Annotated in this window: 9 protein-coding genes; 1 reads left to right on the forward strand and 8 read right to left on the reverse strand. The window is 60.6% G+C overall.

Annotation, left to right across the window (positions count from 1 at the left end):
• Positions 1-39: 39 nt before the first annotated feature.
• The 7 genes from glgA to malP all read right to left on the reverse strand — a co-directional run bounded on the left by glgA (position 40) and on the right by malP (position 13,530).
• Positions 40-1,473 (reverse strand): glycogen synthase GlgA, encoded by a 1,434-nt coding sequence (gene glgA / locus EIEH_RS02560; RefSeq protein WP_015872843.1) that lies wholly within the window; start codon positions 1,471-1,473, stop codon positions 40-42.
• Between the two features lie 41 nt (positions 1,474-1,514).
• On the reverse strand, positions 1,515-2,795 hold the full coding sequence (glgC, locus tag EIEH_RS02565) for a glucose-1-phosphate adenylyltransferase (protein WP_015872842.1): 1,281 nt from the start codon (positions 2,793-2,795) through the stop codon (positions 1,515-1,517).
• 54 nt (positions 2,796-2,849) lie between these two features.
• The gene (gene glgX, locus EIEH_RS02570) at positions 2,850-4,829 is read right to left on the reverse strand and encodes a glycogen debranching protein GlgX (protein WP_015872841.1); all 1,980 of its coding nucleotides are present in this window, start codon (positions 4,827-4,829) and stop codon (positions 2,850-2,852) included.
• The gene (gene glgB, locus EIEH_RS02575) at positions 4,813-7,023 is read right to left on the reverse strand and encodes a 1,4-alpha-glucan branching protein GlgB (protein ID WP_015872840.1); all 2,211 of its coding nucleotides are present in this window, start codon (positions 7,021-7,023) and stop codon (positions 4,813-4,815) included. Before glgB ends, glgX begins: the two co-directional genes overlap by 17 nt.
• 201 nt (positions 7,024-7,224) lie before the next feature.
• Positions 7,225-8,541, reverse strand: coding sequence for a glucose-1-phosphate adenylyltransferase (gene glgC / locus EIEH_RS02580; RefSeq protein ID WP_015872839.1), 1,317 nt, complete (start codon positions 8,539-8,541; stop codon positions 7,225-7,227).
• 480 nt (positions 8,542-9,021) lie between these two features.
• A complete protein-coding gene (gene malQ / locus EIEH_RS02585) occupies positions 9,022-11,115 on the reverse strand; it encodes a 4-alpha-glucanotransferase (protein WP_015872838.1) in 2,094 nt (697 codons plus the stop codon).
• 9 nt (positions 11,116-11,124) lie between these two features.
• Positions 11,125-13,530 (reverse strand): maltodextrin phosphorylase, encoded by a 2,406-nt coding sequence (malP, locus tag EIEH_RS02590; RefSeq protein WP_015872837.1) that lies wholly within the window; start codon positions 13,528-13,530, stop codon positions 11,125-11,127.
• A gap of 468 nt (positions 13,531-13,998) precedes the next feature.
• Between malP and malT the strand changes: the two genes are divergently transcribed.
• Positions 13,999-16,713 carry an HTH-type transcriptional regulator MalT gene (malT, locus tag EIEH_RS02595; RefSeq protein WP_015872836.1) on the forward strand — a complete coding sequence of 905 codons (2,715 nt, stop codon included), beginning with the start codon at positions 13,999-14,001 and terminating at the stop codon, positions 16,711-16,713.
• Here the strand turns inward: malT and EIEH_RS02600 are convergent, their stop codons facing one another.
• Entirely contained in the window at positions 16,714-17,319 is a 606-nt protein-coding gene (locus EIEH_RS02600; RefSeq protein ID WP_015872835.1) for a LysE family translocator, read from the reverse strand.
• Positions 17,320-17,344: the final 25 nt, after the last annotated feature.

Raw genomic sequence — 17,344 nt, forward strand, 5'->3', positions numbered from 1 at the left:
CCTGCGCCGGCCTGCATCGTATGGCCGCGTAGGCACTGCCTACAGTAGTCGGCGGTACAGCGCCAGATAGTGTTCGGCGGCCAGATCCCAGCCGAATGACTGCGCCATTGCCTGCCGTTGCACGTAGCGCCACAGGGTTGGACGGCCCCACAATACCAGCGCCCGACGGATAGCGCGGGCGAGGTCAGCGGCGTTGGCGTCATGAAAGACAAAGCCGGTGGCGCTGCCGTCGGCCAGATTTTCCAGCGCGCAGTCGTTGACCGTGTCGGCCAGGCCGCCGGTGTGACGCACCAGCGGCAGAGAGCCGTATTTAAGGCCGTACAGCTGGGTCAGCCCACAGGGCTCAAAGCGGCTTGGTACCACGATCACGTCGGCACCGGCCATGATGCGGTGCGAGAAGGCCTCGTGGTAGCCGATCTGGACACCAACCTGGCCGGGGTGCTCCGCGGCGACAGCCAGAAACGCCTCCTGCAGCTGGGCATCGCCGGCGCCGAGCAGTGCCAGCTGAGCGCCGCCCTCCAGTAGCGTAGGCAGCGCCGCCAGTAGCAGATCAAGCCCTTTCTGATCGGTGAGGCGGCTGACCACGGCGAACAGCGGTTTGTCAGCGTTAACCTCCAGCCCCATGGCCGTCTGCAGGTGCAGTTTGTTCTCGGCCTTATCGCGCAGCGTCTCCCGTCGGTAGGTGCGGGCGATCAGTGCGTCGCTGGCCGGGTTCCAAATGGTATCGTCCACGCCGTTGAGTATCCCGCTCAGGGTGCCCTCCCGGGCGCGCCACTGCAACAGCCCTTCCATGCCATAGGCAAACTCGGGGTGCGTTATCTCCTGCGCATAGGTTGGGCTGACGGTGGTGACGTGGTCGGCATAGTACAGGCCGGCCTTCATGAAGGAGATTTGGCCGTGAAACTCCAGTCCGTAAATTTGGAAGAAGTGATGGGGCAGGGCCAACTCATCCAGATGGCGGGCGTTGAACAGCCCCTGATAGGCCAGATTGTGAACGGTGAAGACCGAGCGGGCAGGGTTGCCGCGCGCCGCCAGGTAGGCACACGCCAGACCGGCATGCCAGTCGTGGGCGTGCACCACCTGCGGACGCCAGAAGGGATCGCAGTTACAGGCCAACTCGGCAGCGATCCAGCCGAGCAGCGCAAAGCGCAGGTGGTTATCTCCATAGGCGTTCTGCCACTGATCGTGGTAGGGGCTACCGGGGCGCTGATACAGATGGGGCGCGTCGATCAGGTAGACTCCGACGCCGCGGTAGACGCCGTAGCGCAGGGTTACCCGTCCGGCGAAGGTGTCCAGGGTGGCCACTTCATCGCTGTCCGGGAGCCCGGCACAGATGGCCGGGAACCCCGGCACCAGTACGCGTACGTTGGCACCCTGGGCTATCTGGGCGGAGGGCATTGCGCCGACCACATCGGCCAGACCGCCGGTTTTCAGCAGCGGGAAAAGTTCAGAACACACGTGTAAGACGTACATTATTGCTCCTGTGCCCGCGGCCGGTCAGACCGCAGGGGTGATTACAGACGCGCAAGCATTTCACGCGTTACCAATACGATGCCGCTTTCTGAACGGTAAAAACGGCGGCTGTCCTCTTCGGCGTTTTCACCGATGACCATGCCCTCCGGCAGATGGCAGGCGCGATCGACGATGCAGCGCCGCAGCCGACAGGAGCGTCCGATATAGACATCCGGCAGCAGCACGGAGGAGTCGATGGTGCAGAAGGAGTTGATGCGAACGCGCGGGAACAGCACGGAGTGCACCACGACCGAGCCGGAGATGATGCAGCCACCGGAGACCAGCGAGTTCATGGTCATGCCGTGGCTACCCGAGCGGTCCTGAACAAACTTGGCTGGCGGCAGGGATTCCATATGGGTACGGATCGGCCAATGGTTATCGTACATATCCAGCTCCGGGGTGACCGACGCCAGATCGAGGTTGGCCCGCCAGTAGGCGTCCAGAGTACCGACATCGCGCCAGTAGGGCGGGGTATCGGCGTTCCCGCTGGTGACGCAGGAGAGCGTAAACGGGTGCGCCCAGGCTCGGCCCTGTGCGGTGGCCTTGGGGATCAGATCCTGGCCGAAGTCGTGGCAGGAGCCAGGGGTATGGATATCCTCCTCCAGCAGCTGGAACAGGTAGTTGGCGTTGAACACATAGATCCCCATGCTGGCCAGGGACATTTCGGGATCACCCGGCATGCCTGGCGGTTGGGCCGGTTTTTCTAAAAAATTAAGGATGCGGTGATCGTCGCTGACCTCCATCACCCCAAAGGCGTTGGCCTCGGCACGTGGCACCGGGATACAGGCGACGGTGCAGCCTGCGCCGTTTTCCACGTGGTCGAGCAGCATGCGCGAGTAGTCCATCTTGTAAATATGATCACCGGCCAGGATCACCACGTAGTCCGCCTGATAACGGCGGATGATGTCCAGGTTTTGGTAGACGGCGTCGGCGGTACCGCGATACCAGGTTTCCGAGGCATCGCGCTGCTGGGCCGGCAGCAGATCGACAAACTCGTTCATGGATTCATTGAGGATCGACCAGCCGCGCTGAATATGCTGTACCAGTGTGTGGGAGTGGTATTGGGTGATCACTCCGATACGCCGAATACCGGAGTTGATACAGTTAGAGAGTGCAAAGTCGATGATGCGGAACTTCCCGCCAAAGTGGACCGCCGGTTTGGCGCGGGTTTTGGTGAGATCTTTCAGGCGCGAGCCACGGCCACCGGCCAGGATCAGCGCAACGGACTGCTGCGGCAGCTGGCGGGCCAACATCAGTTTATTTTGATTGTCTGATTTCACCATTTCCGACTCCTTATAAAAGGCCGCTCACACCGTCAGGGGCGCAGCGTCAGCGCGCTAAATGCGCATAAAGAGACAGCAGCTGCGTGCCGCAAGATGCTGGTATCCGCCCTGCATGTCTTCCCGTAATACGGCAAACGGCGGCGGAATATGCCAGTCGCCCGGCGGCAGGACGATCGCCTGCGCCTGTGGCCCGCCGTTGATCACTAATAGCCACTGCTCCGCCATCTGGATCTGCAGCGCTACGGGGGGTACCGCCTGCCACTGAGCCTCCGTCATGGGTTGGGCATCGGCATTCAGCCAGCGTACGCTGCCATCGTTCTCGTTCCACCAGCGATTGTCGGTCAGTGCAGCGATACGGCGGCGCAGGTGGATCAGCTGAGCGGTAAACTGCAGCAGCCCCTCGTCGGCCTGGCTCCAGTCGAGCCAGGTGATAGGGTTATCCTGGCAGTAGGCGTTATTGTTGCCCTGCTGGCTATGGCCGATCTCATCCCCGGCCAGCAGCATTGGCGTCCCCTGCGCCAGCAGCAGCGTGGTGAGCAGCGACCGGGCGCTGGCCTGGCGCCGCGCGTGGATCTCATCCTCGGCGTCAATACCTTCTACGCCATGATTGTGGCTGTAATTGTGGGTATTACCGTCGCGGTTGTTCTCCCCGTTGGCCCGGTTATGACGCTGGCTGTAGCTGAGCAGGTCGCGCAGGGTAAATCCGTCGTGGCAGGTAATATGGTTAATACTGGAGGAGGGCGTGCGGCCGTGATGACGAAACAGGTCGCTGGAGGCGGCGAAACGGGTGGCAAAGAGACCGTTGGGCAGATCGCTCTGCAGCCAGAAACGGCGCATGTCATCGCGGAAGCGATCGTTCCACTCGGCGAAGTATTGGGGGAAATGACCCAGTTGGTAGCCGTTCGGACCGATATCCCAGGGCTCTGCAATAAATTTAACCCGCGCCAGCACCGGATCCTGGGCGATGGCGATAAACAGGGGGGAGTGGCGGACAAAGTCCGGCGTCCGCCCCAGTACCGTCCCCAGATCGAAGCGGAACCCATCAACGTGGCAGGTCTCCACCCAGTAGCGCAGGCAATCCATGACCCACTGCACGCTGTGGGTCTTGGTCAGTCGCAGGGTATTGCCGCAGCCGCTCCAGTTTTCCAATGCACCCTGCCCGTTGCACCAGTAGTAGCTGCGGTTGTCGATGCCGCGCAGCGAGACCAGCGGCCCGTGTTCGTCCAGCTCCGCGGTGTGGTTAAACACCACGTCGAGTATCACCTCGATCCCCGCACGGTGCAGGGCATTGACGGCAGCGCAGAATTCGCTCAGTGGCGTGGTACCGGGGCGCCCGGAGTGGTATCGCGGTTCAATGGCGAAAGGGGCCAGTACGTTGTACCCCCAGTAGTTGCTTAGCCCCAGTCGCTGTAAACGGGGCTCATCCGCATGTAGCTGGATGGGAAGCAGCTCCAGGGCGGTGATCCCCAGACGGGCGTAATGCTCCAGCATGACAGGGTGGGCCAGTGCTGCGTAGCTGCCGCGCAGATCCGGTGGGATACCGGGGTGCTGCCGGGTCAGGCCGCGGACGTGGGCCTCATAGATAACCGTGCTACCCCAGGGCGTATCGGGCGGCACATCCTCCTGCCAGGCATACTGTTCGTCGCTGACGATGCAGCGTGGCAGCAGGTCACGGTTGTCATGCCAGTCCGGATCGTTCAGGCCGCCGCACAGGCGGTCGTCCGCCGACAGCGTGTGGCTCAGCGCCCGCGCATAGGGGTCCAGTACCATCTTAGCCGGGTTAAAACGCAGCCCTTTTCCCGGCTGCCAGGGGCCATATACGCGGTAGGCATACTTCAGCCCGGCGTGTCCGCCGGGCAGTAGGCCATGCCAAATATCGCCGCTGCGCGCTGGCAGCTCATAGGACTGTTGATGGCCGTCCCTATCGGACAGGCACAGCTCTATGCGCTGCGCGTGCGCCGAGTAGATGGCGAAATTGACCCCCTGTGGCGTCAGATGCGCGCCCAGCGGATAGGGTTTACCCGGCCTGAGCATCGTCTCCGTCCCCATTGTCCAGACACAGATAGAGCGTTGACAGCGGCGGCAGGGTCAGTTGGATGGAGTACTCACAGCCGTGGCTGCCCACCGCCTCGCTGAGCACGCCGCCCTGATTGCCGCTGTTGCTGCCGTGGTAGTGGCTGGAGTCAGTATTGAGAATTTCGCGGTAGCGCCCCGGCAGATCGACGCCGATACGGTAATGGTGACGGGGGACCGGCGTAAAGTTACTGACCACCAGCACCTCGTTGCCCATATCATCGCGGCGGACAAAGGCGAAGACTGAGTTCTGATCGTCATCGACCACCCGCCAGCGAAAGCCGCGCGCGTCGCAATCCCAACGGTGCAGGGCACCGCAGCTGCGATAACAGAGGTTCAGATCCCGTACCAGCCGCTGTACGCCGTGGTGCCAGTTGTCTTCGCCCTCCAGCAGGTGCCAGTCCAGGCTGGACTCGTTGTTCCATTCGCGCCCCTGGGCAAACTCCCCGCCCATAAACAGCAGTTTTTTGCCGGGATGTGCCCACATAAAGCCGTAGTAGGCGCGCAGGTTGGCGAATTTCTGCCAGGCATCACCGGGCATTTTATCCAACAGCGAGCCCTTGCCGTGCACGACTTCGTCGTGAGAGAGGGCCAACACAAAATTTTCGCTCCAGGCATACAGCAGGCCGAAGGTCATCAGATTGTGGTGATATTTACGATAGACCGGATCGTGCTTCATGTAGTTGAGGGTGTCGTGCATCCAGCCCATATTCCACTTGAAGTGGAAGCCCAGGCCGCCATCGTCCGGTGGCAGGGTGACGCCGGAAAAGTCAGTGGACTCTTCAGCCATACAGACGCTGCCGGGGTGTTGCTCTCCCAGAGTTCTGTTGGTATAGCGCAGGAACTCGATGGCCTCCAAATTCTGGTTTCCGCCGTGGCAGTTGGGAACCCATTCGCCCGCGGCGCGGCTGTAGTCGCGGTAGACCATCGAGGCCACGGCGTCGACGCGCAGGCCGTCGATGCCATAGCGCTCCTGCCAGAATAGGGCGTTGCCCGCCAGGAAGTTACGTACTTCATAGCGGCCATAGTTGTAGATCAGGGTATTCCAGTCTTGATGGAAGCCTTCGCGCGGATCGGCGTATTCATACAGCGCCGTACCGTCGAAGTTAGCCAGCCCCCACTCGTCGCTGGGAAAGTGGCCGGGAACCCAGTCGAGCAGGACATTGATCCCGGCGGCGTGGGCGGCATCGATAAATTCGCGGAACTCCTGCGGAGTACCGTAGCGCCGGGTCGGGGCGTATAACCCCAGCGGCTGATAGCCCCAGGAGCCGTCGAAGGGATGTTCATTGATCGGCAGCAGCTCAATATGGGTAAACCCCATCTCTTTGACGTAGGGGATGAGCTGCTCGGCCATCTCCCGGTAGCTCAGCCAGTAGCCATTGTCGCTGTGGCGACGCCAGGAGCCGAGGTGTACCTCATAGATGGAGATCGGAGCACTGAAGCCATTGGCGGCACTGCGTTGGGCGCTGATGGCGCTTTTCTCCGGCAGCGGAGCGACCAGCGAGGCGGTATCCGGCCGCATCTGGGCCTCAAAGGCATAGGGGTCAGCTTTCAGTACCCGCTCGCCGCGGGCGTCGATCAGCTCAAACTTGTACAGCTCCCCGGCCTCTATGCCGGGGATGAACAGCTCCCAGATACCGCTTTCCCGGCGCAGGCGCATCGGGTGGCGGCGTCCGTCCCAGGCATTAAAGTTGCCGACTACGGAGACGCGCTGGGCGTTGGGTGCCCAGACGGCGAAACTGACGCCGCGGATATCGGCCAGTTGGGTCAGGTGGGCGCCCAATCGTTCATAGGGACGCAGATGGGTCCCCTCTTTGAGCAGCCAGTTATCGATTTCACCTAACAATGGCCCGAAACGGTAGGGATCTTCCAGCAGCTGCTGATGATTATCCCAGGTGACGCGCAGCAGATAAGGGAAGGGATTCTTACGCCGCGGTACCAGACCGCAGAAGAAACCGCCCTCATGGATGCGCTCCAGCGTGACCAGCGTGCGCCCGTTTTTACGGTCGACCACCTGTACCGATTCTGCCTCGGGCATCAGCGCCCGCACGGCCAGCCCTTTGGCTGTCGTATGCATCCCCAGCAAAGCGAAGGGATCGGCGCACTGGCCGGCGAGCAGTTGTTGGATCTTGTGAGTGCTGGGAAGTACAGACATGGCATTCTTCCTTTAATTGACGGCAGGGGAAGGGGTGCATCCTCATGCCGGCCATTCAGTCTGGGCGCTGACAGGGTGTGTCGGTACCCTGCAGCGCACAGATGGTTTCCTTAATACGCGATGACGGGCTTTTGCCGCCGCGACCATGGTTAAGCATAGTCAGCTTTGGGCGGAAAATAACGCCCGGCATACTTTTTGCCGTCAGGCCGGGACGGCCATAATAGGTGTGTCCTGTCGCACCGCAGGCAGGTTGGCCAATGCCTCCTGAGTCACTAAGACGATCCCGTTAGGGCTGCGGTGAAAATAACGGGCGTCTTGCTGGGGGTCTTCACCGATGGTCAGGCCATCCGGCAGACGACAGCCGCGATCGATGACGCAGCGCTTCAGGCGGCAGCCACGCCCGACGTAGACCTCCGGCATCAGAACGCAGGCGTCAATTCGTGCCTCTGGGGCAACCTCGACACGGGCGGAGAGGATCGCGTCATGAATTTGAGCGCTGTCGATGACGCAGCCTCCGCCGATCAGGGCATTTTCGATGACGTTACCTGCGTGGCGGGCCGACTGCTTGAAGCGTGCCGGCGCCAGCTGGGCATGCTTGCTGATGATGGGCCAGTTAGGATCGAACGGGTTCAGACGCGGCGGGGTGCTGATCAGATCGATGTTGGCCTCCCAGTAGGCGTCCAGAGTACCGACATCGCGCCAATAGGCTTCGCCGTCGGCGGTAAACCCCATGCAGGAACGGCCAAAGGGGTGCGCGTAGGCGACGCCTTCGCGTACTGCAGCTGGAATAATATCCTGACCAAAGTCAAAACTGGTTTCCGGATCGGTCTGCGCCTCTTCCAGTGCCTGATAGAGATAGTCGGCGTTGAAAATATAGATCCCCATAGATGCCAGCGAGCGCTGCGGGTTGCCCGGCATGGCCGGGGGATGCGACGGCTTTTCCTCAAAGCGGGTGATGCGGAACTGCTCATCGACTGCCATCACGCCAAAGGCGTGGGCCTGTTCGCGGGGAACCTCGATACAGCCGACAGTGCAGCGTGCGCCGGACTTCACGTGATCCAGCAGCATTTGGGCATAGTTCATTTTATAAATATGGTCACCAGCCAGGATCACCACATATTCTGGTCGGTAATGGCGCTGCATGATCTCTTTATTCTGGTATACCGCATCGGCAGTGCCGCGATACCAGTATCCTTCCTCCAGCTGCTGGCGGGCTGGCAGCAGATCGATAAATTCGTTGCGTTCGGCGTGCAGGAATGACCAACCATGCTGAATATGACGCAGCAGCGAGTGCGCTTTGTACTGAGTGATCACACCTACGCGGCGCAGGCCGGAGTTAATACAGTTGGAAAGGGTAAAGTCGATGATGCGAAAACGGCTGCCAAAATAGACTGCAGGTTTAGCCCTGCCGTCGGTCAGGCCATTAAGGCGGGTTCCCCGCCCGCCGGCTAATACCAGCGCCACCGTCCGTTGGGTTAATTGGCCGATAAGAGCAATATCTGTAACGCTATGAGTCATAGTCACTTCCTTTTTGACAATTCCATATGCCGCCCCGTCCGCAGTCAGGCAAGGGAAAGCGCGGATGGCGCCTGTCATCCGCAACAACAGTTTGGCGATCCAGTATTAGTGTACTGCGGTGTAATAATAACGGACATCATTGATATAAAAGAAATAAACCGAATGCTTATTTAATACCAAAATAATACGTTAACGGTTCATGACAATCACACGGCGATTGATAATGTAAACGCACTCTTTTTTAAATTCAACGAGAGATTGTGCTATTGCGCAGGATGTCGGAATAAACGACTAGGGAAAGATATTACTTATATGGATAATGTCTGATAAATTAGCGTTAATTTTGAAAGTGGATATATATTGGTATTAATTTGGGACAGGTTGATTTATAAGGGAGAATACTTTCTCCTAGCATAAAAAACGGAAGTTGCAAATAAATCACGGCTGTTTTTTATCAGCCGTGATTTATTGTTTTAGCCTCTAGCCCGCCGAGACTTTTTTCCGCCGCTTGTCCAAGTCGCTTATCAGTTCATTGATTTGCGTATTATTAAACATATCCTCAAGCGTCATGCTCAGCTTGCGGCGCCAGTTCGGGTATTCATCACAGGTACCGGGAACGTTGACCGGCGCAGCCATGTTCAGCCAATCCTCCGGCTGCAGCCCGAGCAGGGCGCTGGCGCTGTCGGCCACGTAGCGTTGGATCCCGCGGTTCAGGACGGGCGTCATCGCCATACGGTCCGCGTGCCGTCCGCTGCGCTGCGGCAGGCAGTCGTAGTGGTGCAGTCCGTCGAGCAACCCTTGCTTGGCGGCAGCACGGTTGCGGTACAGCCCTGCCAGGACTTCGGCATCGGGGTAGAGTCCCAGCCGCTCGCCAAGCCGTAGATCGTCGGCCTGCCAATAGCCGTTCAGCGTCGGCAGGTCGTGAGTGGTCACCGTCGCCATGGCCTGTACGTTATAGGTCTGCGGCGCTCGAAAGGTGTTTTCGCTATCGTGTTCAAAGTAGAGCACCTTGTAGGAGTACACCCCGTATTCGCGCAGCTTGGCGATGATTTCGACCGGTACGGTGCCGAGATCTTCGCCGATGACCATGCAACGGCTACGCTGGCTTTCCAGCGCCAGAATGGTCAGCAGATCGTCAAGGGGATAGCCGACATAGGATCCCTCTGACGCCCTCTGACCTTGCGGTATCCACCATAGTCGCAGCAGCGACATCACATGATCGATGCGCAGGGCACCGCAGTGGCGCATATTGGCGCGCAGCATGTCAACGAATGGTTGATAGGCGAGGTCGCGCAGCGTATGGGGGTCCATCGGCGGCAGTCCCCAGTTTTGCCCCAGCGGGCCGAGAATGTCGGGCGGGGCTCCGACCGAGGCGCGCAGGCAGTAAAGCTCAGGCTCACTCCAGGTCTCCGCGCCGCCCTCGGCGACGCCAACCGCCAGATCGCGGTACAGTCCGATCGGCATCGCCTGGCAACAGGCCTGCTGATAACAGTCGGCCAGCTGGCTATCGGCCAGCCACTGTAGCCACAGAAAAAACGTCACCTCCTGCGGATATTGCTGACAGAAGCGGGCAACCTCGGGGCTATCGGCGCGGCGCAGGGACGGCGGCCAGACCGGCCACCCCCACATCTGCTTATCTTCGCTGTACAGGTGGCTGTGCAGGGCGTCAAATGCGGCCTGGTGGCGCAGGCTATCTCCCCCTTGGCAGACAAAGTGACGGAAGGCGCCGGCCCGGGCATCGGCGCCCTGTGCGTTGAACGTGTGGAAGGCCAGGCGCAGCCCCTCCAGTTTCAGGGCGTATACGGCAGGATAATCGACCCAAGTGCTGGCGCGTGCGGCGTCCAGACGCTGACGGGTTGAGGGTTTCTGCCACCATCGCTGGGCGGCGGTGCTGCGTTGGAACTCGTCGACCTGGTTGATATCAATGTAGATGATGTTCAGCCAGCGGCGTGATGATGGGCTGTAGGGACTGATGCTGTGCGGGTTGGCGGGATACAGGGCATGGATTGGATTCAGGCCGACAAAAGCGCCGCCGCGCAGGGCGATCTGTCCGATCAGCTGGGCCAGATCGCCGAAGTCGCCGATCCCCCAGTTATGCGCGGAGCGCAGGGTATACAGCTGTACGCAGGCGCCCCAGAGCTTTCGTCCGGTCAACAGGGCGTCCGGCTCATGGCAGCGCGCCGGTGCAATAATGATCCGGCATTGCCACTGCCGCTGCCCATCGCTGAGTTGCAGGCTGTGGTAGCCCAGCGGCAGGTTGTGCGGCAGCACCAGATGTTTACGCCGACTCAGCCGGCCCTGATAGGCAGGCTGAGTTCCGTTTTCCAGCGTGAGGGACCAGTGGTAGTGGCCCCCCTGACGCAGGTCGATGATCGGCGTACTCCGCTGTCCGGCCACCAGGACAGCAGGCAGCGGCGCATCGGAGGGGGTACGCGGCGGCATGGCGTCGAGCAGGCGCCGTTTGGTCTGTGCGCTGATGGCCTGAACGCGGCCGTGCGCGTTGATGTAGCTGTCGGCGATCCCCGCCTGGGCCGCCTGCTGCTCCAGGGCGGTGTGCGGCGTAGTGCGTTGCATGGCGACTCCTTAACGCTGGCGCTGCCAGATGCGCTGTTGATAGTCGCGGATGGCCCGATCGGCACTGAACATGCCCACCCGTGCCGTGTTGAGGATGGTCTTCCCGGTCCACGCTTCGCTATCGCGGTAGAGGATATCCACCCGGGCCTGTGTCTGGCAGTAATCGGCGAAGTCAGCCAGCACCAGATAGGGGTCGCCGCCCTGCAGCAAGCTGTGCAGCATCATGTCAAAAGCGTGGCGATCGCCCTGGCTGTAGTGGCCGGAACCCAGCTCATCAATGATGGCCTTCAGGTGTTTGTCTTTCCGATAGAGGCGGAGCGGGTCGTATCCGGTGGCCAGGGTCGCCTTCACCTCTTCGACCGTCAGGCCGAAGATGAAAATATTCTCTTCTCCCACCTGCTCGGCGATCTCTACGTTGGCGCCGTCCAGTGTACCCACGGTCAGCGCGCCGTTCAGGGCCAGCTTCATGTTGCCGGTGCCGGAGGCCTCTTTCCCCGCGGTGGAGATCTGCTCTGATACGTCGGCCGCCGGGATCATCAGTTCGGCCAGGGAGACGCGATAGTCGGGCAGAAAGGCGACCTGCAGACGATCTTTGACCCGCGGGTCGCTGTTGATGACCTCTGCCACCCGGTTGATGGCATAGATGATGTTTTTGGCCAGGTAGTAGCCCGGCGCTGCCTTGGCCCCGAACAGGAAGACGCGCGGAGCCCGATCGGCATTGGGGTTAGCGCGCAGCTCATGGTACAGGGAGAGGATATGCAGCAGGTTGAGGTGCTGACGCTTGTACTCATGCAGCCGCTTGATCTGTACGTCGAAGATGGCGTCGGTATTCAGTGTCAGCCCCTGAGTCTGCCGGATGTAGTGGGCCAGCGCCGCTTTATTCTGCTGCTTGATCTGACGGTACGCCGCGCGGAACCCGGCCTGGGCGGCATAGGGCTCCAGCGCGCGGAGGGCATCCAGATCGTTGGCCCATTCGCGCTGTAGCGTACTGTCGATCAGCGCAGAAAGGGCCGGATTACACTGCTTGAGCCAGCGACGTGGGGTGATCCCGTTGGTTACGTTATGGAATTTTTGTGGCCATAGCTGATGGTATTCGGGGAACAGATCGCTTTTGACCAGTGCCGAATGCAGCTGCGCCACGCCGTTGACGGCAAAGCCGGCGACGACGCACAGGTTGGCCATGCGCACCCGTCGGTCGTGTATGATGGCGACGCGCTGCCACAGCGCCTTATCGCCCGGCCAGCGCTGCTCGACCAGCTCGCGGAAGTGGGCGTTGATCCGGCGGATGATGTCATGGTGGCGCGGGAGCAGGCTGCGGATCAGGCTTTCGCTCCAGCACTCCAACGCCTCTGGCATCAGCGTATGGTTGGTGTAGGCAAAGGTCTGGCTGGTAATGGCCCAGGCCTGCTCCCAGTCCATACCGTGCTCATCGAGCAGAATGCGCATCAGCTCGGGGATGGCGATGGTCGGGTGCGTATCGTTGAGCTGGATCACCTCATACTGCGCCAGATCGTCGATACGGCGTCCGGCCAGATGGTGTCGGCGCAGGATATCGGCCAGCGAGCAGGCGCAGTGGAAGTATTGCTGCATCAGGCGCAGCCGCTTTCCCGCCGGGTGATTATCGTTGGGATAGAGTATCTTGGTCAGCTTGGCAGCCTCTACGCCCTGACGCTCGGCGTGCAAAAACTGCCCGCGATCAAAGCTGTCCAGGTCGAAGGGGTGATCGTGGCAGGCGACCCACAGACGCAGTGGCTGGCTGATTCCGTTACGGTAGCCGACCACCGGCAGATCGCGCGCGACGCCGCGCAGGGTTAGCGCTGGCTGCCAGCGTAGCGCTCCATTTTCACGCAGCAGTTTGCCGCCCAGGCTGACGTGGACATCCCGCGCCCGGTTGTGGTGCATCCAGGGGTAATCGTCCCGCCCCCATGCATCCGGGGCCTCCCGCTGCTGGCACGCCTGAAAGGACTGGCGGAACAGCCCATACTGGTAGCATAGGCCATAGCCGATGGCCGGCTGTTTAACGCAGGCCATGGCGTCGAGGAAGCAGGCCGCCAGGCGGCCTAGGCCGCCGTTGCCCAGCGCCGGATCGACCTCTTGCTCCAGCAGATCACTTAATGCGATGCCATAACGTTCAAGGGCCTGGGTGACAGCGGGATACCAGTCCAGATTGAGCAGGTTATTGCCGGTCAGGCGACCGATGAGAAACTCCATCGACAGATAGTTTACGCGGCGTTGACCATCGTCAGAGGTGCTGGCCGGGTGGGTTTCAGCTGCCAACTGTGCCGAGCAGGCGAGACTGACCGCCTGCCACCACTGATGTGGCGTCATTTGCGCTGCGCTCTCCATTCCCAATCCTTGCCAGTGACGGGTCAGCGCTGCATGGAAAGCCTGCTGATCGAACGGGATATACGACATAGGCATCTCTCTCAAAGCGTCAGAATTAAAGTATTAAGCATGATGGCCATCCTGACGATCTCGCAGGGTAAAAACATCCTCCCGCCGTCGGCTGAGTTGGGGAGGAGCCATAGGGCGTAGTCTGAATGCACCGTGTTATAGCTGGGATATAATCACGGTTTATTACCGTTTCACGTGGAACTGATCGTCTGGTTATAACAGCAAAATATGGACTATTGGTGGCGATTGAGCAGCGAATGATGTTAACTCGGTAAAAAATGTGATCAGCCGCAATTTCCTGTTATTGGGGGCTGAGCCCCGGTTGCAATAGCGCGCACATTGTCAGACCTTAAAGGGCAGCTATTAATTACGAGGCGCAAAATAAATAGGCGCCCATAGCGGCGATTTCTGGGGCTGGGTGCCGCTCCTGCGCGCGGGCCGGTACGGGCCGGTCGCCGAGGAGGGACACCGGAAGGGGTGCGGGTGATTATGCTGATTCCGTCGAAATTAAGCCGTCCGGCGCGGCTGCAGACTACGGTGGTGCGAGAACATTTACTGACCAGGCTGGATGCGGCGCGCAATTACCGTCTGGTGTTGGTCAATGGTCCCGCTGGGTACGGTAAGACGACCCTGATGGCTCAGTGGGCGCAGGAGAAGACACACCTGGGCTGGTATTCACTGGATGAGAGCGACAACCAGCCGGAGCGCTTTGCCAGCTACCTGATCGCCGCCCTGCAGCAGGCTACCGGCGGCCACTGCGCTAAAAGCGAGGCGATGAGCCAGAAACACCAGTATGCCACGCTGTCTGCGCTGTTCTCCCAGCTGTTTATTGAGCTGGCCGATTGGCAGACGCCGCTGTATCTGGTGATCGATGATTATCACCTGCTTACCCATCCTCCGTTGCATGAGGCTATGCGCTTTTTCTTGCGCCATCAGCCCGATAACCTGACCCTGTGTCTGATGTCCCGCACTCTGCCCCCGCTTGGGATCGCTAATTTGCGGGTGCGTGAGCAGCTGCTGGAGATTAATACCCGTCAGCTGGCCTTTAACCATCTTGAGGCCAGCCAGTTTTTTCATCAGCGTCTGAGTGCACCGCTGGCCGATGACGAAATGCACGCGTTATGCGATGAGGTCGAAGGCTGGCCGACGGCGCTGCAACTGATCGCGCTGTCGGCACGTCAGTCATCGGCACAGGCTCAGGCATCAGCACGCCGTCTGGCGCGCATCAACGCTACGCATCTGGCAGATTACCTGGCGGATGAGGTTTTGGACCGGGTAGATGACGATACGCGCGGCTTTCTGCTGCGGTGTTCGGCGCTGCGTTCAATGAACGACGCGTTGATCTGTGCCCTGACCGGCGAGGAGGAGGGCCAGATGCGCCTGGAGGAGCTGGAGCGGCAGGGGTTATTTATCCACCGGATGGATGGCGACGGGGAGTGGTTCTGTTTTCATCCGCTGTTCGCTCACTTTCTGCGTAGTCGCTGTCAGCGGGAGATGGCGGGTGTACTGCCGCAGCTGCATCGCCGCGCGGCGCAGGGATGGCTGGATCAGGGGTTTCCGGCAGAGGCGATCCACCACGCGCTGGCGGCCGGAGACATGGCGCTGCTGCGCGATATTCTGCTGCAGCACGCCTGGGTGCTCTTCCACCAGAGTGAACTGGCGCTGCTGGAGTCCTGCCTGAATACCCTACCGTACGATGTGTTGATCCTGAACCCCAGTCTGGCGCTGCTGCAGGCCTGGCTGGCGCAGAGCCAGCACCGCTACGGCGAAGTTAACACGCTGTTGGCGCGCGCCGAGCAGGAGATGGGGCTGCGCCAGATCTCGCTGGAGGCGGCGTTGCAGGCCGAATTCGATGCGCTGCGAGCCCAGGTCGCGATCAATGACGGGCGGCCACACGATGCCGAGCGCTTGGCGACCGAGGCGCTGCGCCATCTGCCGATCGGCAGCTATTACAGCCGGATTGTGAGCAGCTCCGTGCTGGGGGAGGTGCTGCACTGCAAAGGGGTTTTGGCGCGGGCGCTGCCGATGATGCAGCAGACCGAGCAGGTGGCCCGTCGCCATCAGACCTACCACTATGCTCTGTGGGCGCTGTTACAGCAGAGTGAGATCCTGATAGCCCAGGGGTTCTTGCAGGCCGCCTATGAGACTCAGGACAAGGGTTTTGAACTGGTTAACGAACAGCATCTGCAGCAGCTGCCGATGCATGAGTTTTTACTGCGTATCCGTGCCCAGGTGCTGTGGTCGTGGATGCGACTGGACGAGGCGGAGCGCGCAGCGCGCGATGGGCTGGCGGTATTGGCCAACGTTGAGCCACAGCAGCAACTACAGTGCCTGGCGCTATTGGCCACATGTTCGCTGGCGCGCGGCGATCTGGATAACGCCGGACAGCATCTGCGCCGCTGCGAAACCCTGCTGCAGGCCGGAAACTATCACAGCGACTGGCTGGTGAATACGGATAAGGCGCGGGTGATCTACTGGCAGATCACCGGCGATCGCCAGGCTGCCAGTCGCTGGTTGCTGCAGGCAGTGCGCCCGGCGGAGCCGGATAACCACTTTTTACAGGGGCAGTGGCGCAATATCGCGCGGGTTCAGATCATGCTGGGGCAGTATGATGAGGCACAGGTGGTGCTGGAGCAGCTGAACGCCTCGGCGCGTCGTCTGCGCCTGGTCAGCGATCTGAACCGTAACCTGTTGTTGAGCAACCTGCTGTATTGGCATACGGATCGCAAGAGCGAAGCCCTGCGTGTGCTGATGGAGGCGTTGAGTCTGGCGAATCGCACCGGTTTTGTCAGCCACTTTGTCGTAGAGGGAGAGGTGATGGCCCAACAGCTGCGGCAGCTGCTGCAGCTCAATGCCCTGCCGGAGATGGAGGTGCATCGCGCCCAGCGGATTCTGCGTGATATTAACCAGCATCATCGGCATAAGTTTGCCCATTTTGACGAGCAGTTCGTCGAGCGTTTGCTGAATCATCCCCAGGTACCGGAGCTGATCCGTACCAGTCCGCTGACTCAGCGTGAATGGCAGGTGCTGGGACTGATCTATTCGGGCTACAGCAACGAGCAGATCGCTGATGAGCTGGCGGTGGCGTCGACCACCATTAAAACCCATATCCGCAATCTGTATCAGAAGCTGGGGGTTGCGCACCGTCAGGAGGCCGTGCGTCAGGCACAGGATATCATGCGCCTGATGGGCTATGGGGTCTGATCAGCGCCAGATCAGCAGTACGCAGGCGGCGGTCAGCGTTCCCATGATCAGGTTAAAGGTGAACCAGGCGCGCCGGCTTTGCAGCAGGCGCCCGATCAGGGTGCCGAAGCCTAACCACAGGGCACCGGCCAACAGATTGACCAAGCACATTCCCAGGCTGATGGCGGCGATGGTCGTCAGATAGCGCTCGCCGGGCAGGCTAAAGCTGGTCACCGCACCCAGGGCCATCAGCCAGGCCTTGGGGTTCAGAAACTGCAGCAGCCAGCCCTGTCGCCAGCTGACGGCGTCGTCTAAGGCGGCGGTACCGTCGCTCAGGCGGGTATAGCGCGATGTCGTCACTTTCCACGCGATATACAGCAGGTAGAGGCTGCCTGCGCCCTTGAGCAGGGTGTGCAGCGTCGGGTAGAGTAGCAGCAGGCTGCCGACGCCAAAGGCGATCAGTAGCAACAGCGTTTGCATGCCCAGCATGATGCCGAGCATGAGCGGCAGCGAGCGGTAAAACCCCAGATTGGCACTGGAGCTGGTCAACAGCATATTATTGGGGCCAGGGGTCACGGCAGCGGCCCACAGGAAACCCAGCAGGGAGAGAAACAGAGGCGTATCCATGCTCAACCGGCTCCGATTTTGCGCC

This window comes from Edwardsiella ictaluri ATCC 33202 (assembly GCF_000264785.1).
In the GTDB taxonomy this organism is placed as follows: Bacteria; Pseudomonadota; Gammaproteobacteria; order Enterobacterales; family Enterobacteriaceae; genus Edwardsiella; species Edwardsiella ictaluri.

Excerpts from the sequence above, each read along its gene's own strand:
- glgA (WP_015872843.1), bottom strand. The coding sequence starts at position 1,473 with ATGTACGTCTTACACGTGTGTTCTGAACTTTTCCCGCTGCTGAAAACC.
- glgC (WP_015872842.1), bottom strand. The coding sequence starts at position 2,795 with ATGGTGAAATCAGACAATCAAAATAAACTGATGTTGGCCCGCCAGCTG.
- glgX (WP_015872841.1), bottom strand. The coding sequence starts at position 4,829 with ATGCTCAGGCCGGGTAAACCCTATCCGCTGGGCGCGCATCTGACGCCA.
- glgB (WP_015872840.1), bottom strand. The coding sequence starts at position 7,023 with ATGTCTGTACTTCCCAGCACTCACAAGATCCAACAACTGCTCGCCGGC.
- glgC (WP_015872839.1), bottom strand. The coding sequence starts at position 8,541 with ATGACTCATAGCGTTACAGATATTGCTCTTATCGGCCAATTAACCCAA.
- malQ (WP_015872838.1), bottom strand. The coding sequence starts at position 11,115 with ATGCAACGCACTACGCCGCACACCGCCCTGGAGCAGCAGGCGGCCCAG.
- malP (WP_015872837.1), bottom strand. The coding sequence starts at position 13,530 with ATGTCGTATATCCCGTTCGATCAGCAGGCTTTCCATGCAGCGCTGACC.
- malT (WP_015872836.1), top strand. The coding sequence starts at position 13,999 with ATGCTGATTCCGTCGAAATTAAGCCGTCCGGCGCGGCTGCAGACTACG.
- EIEH_RS02600 (WP_015872835.1), bottom strand. The coding sequence starts at position 17,319 with ATGGATACGCCTCTGTTTCTCTCCCTGCTGGGTTTCCTGTGGGCCGCT.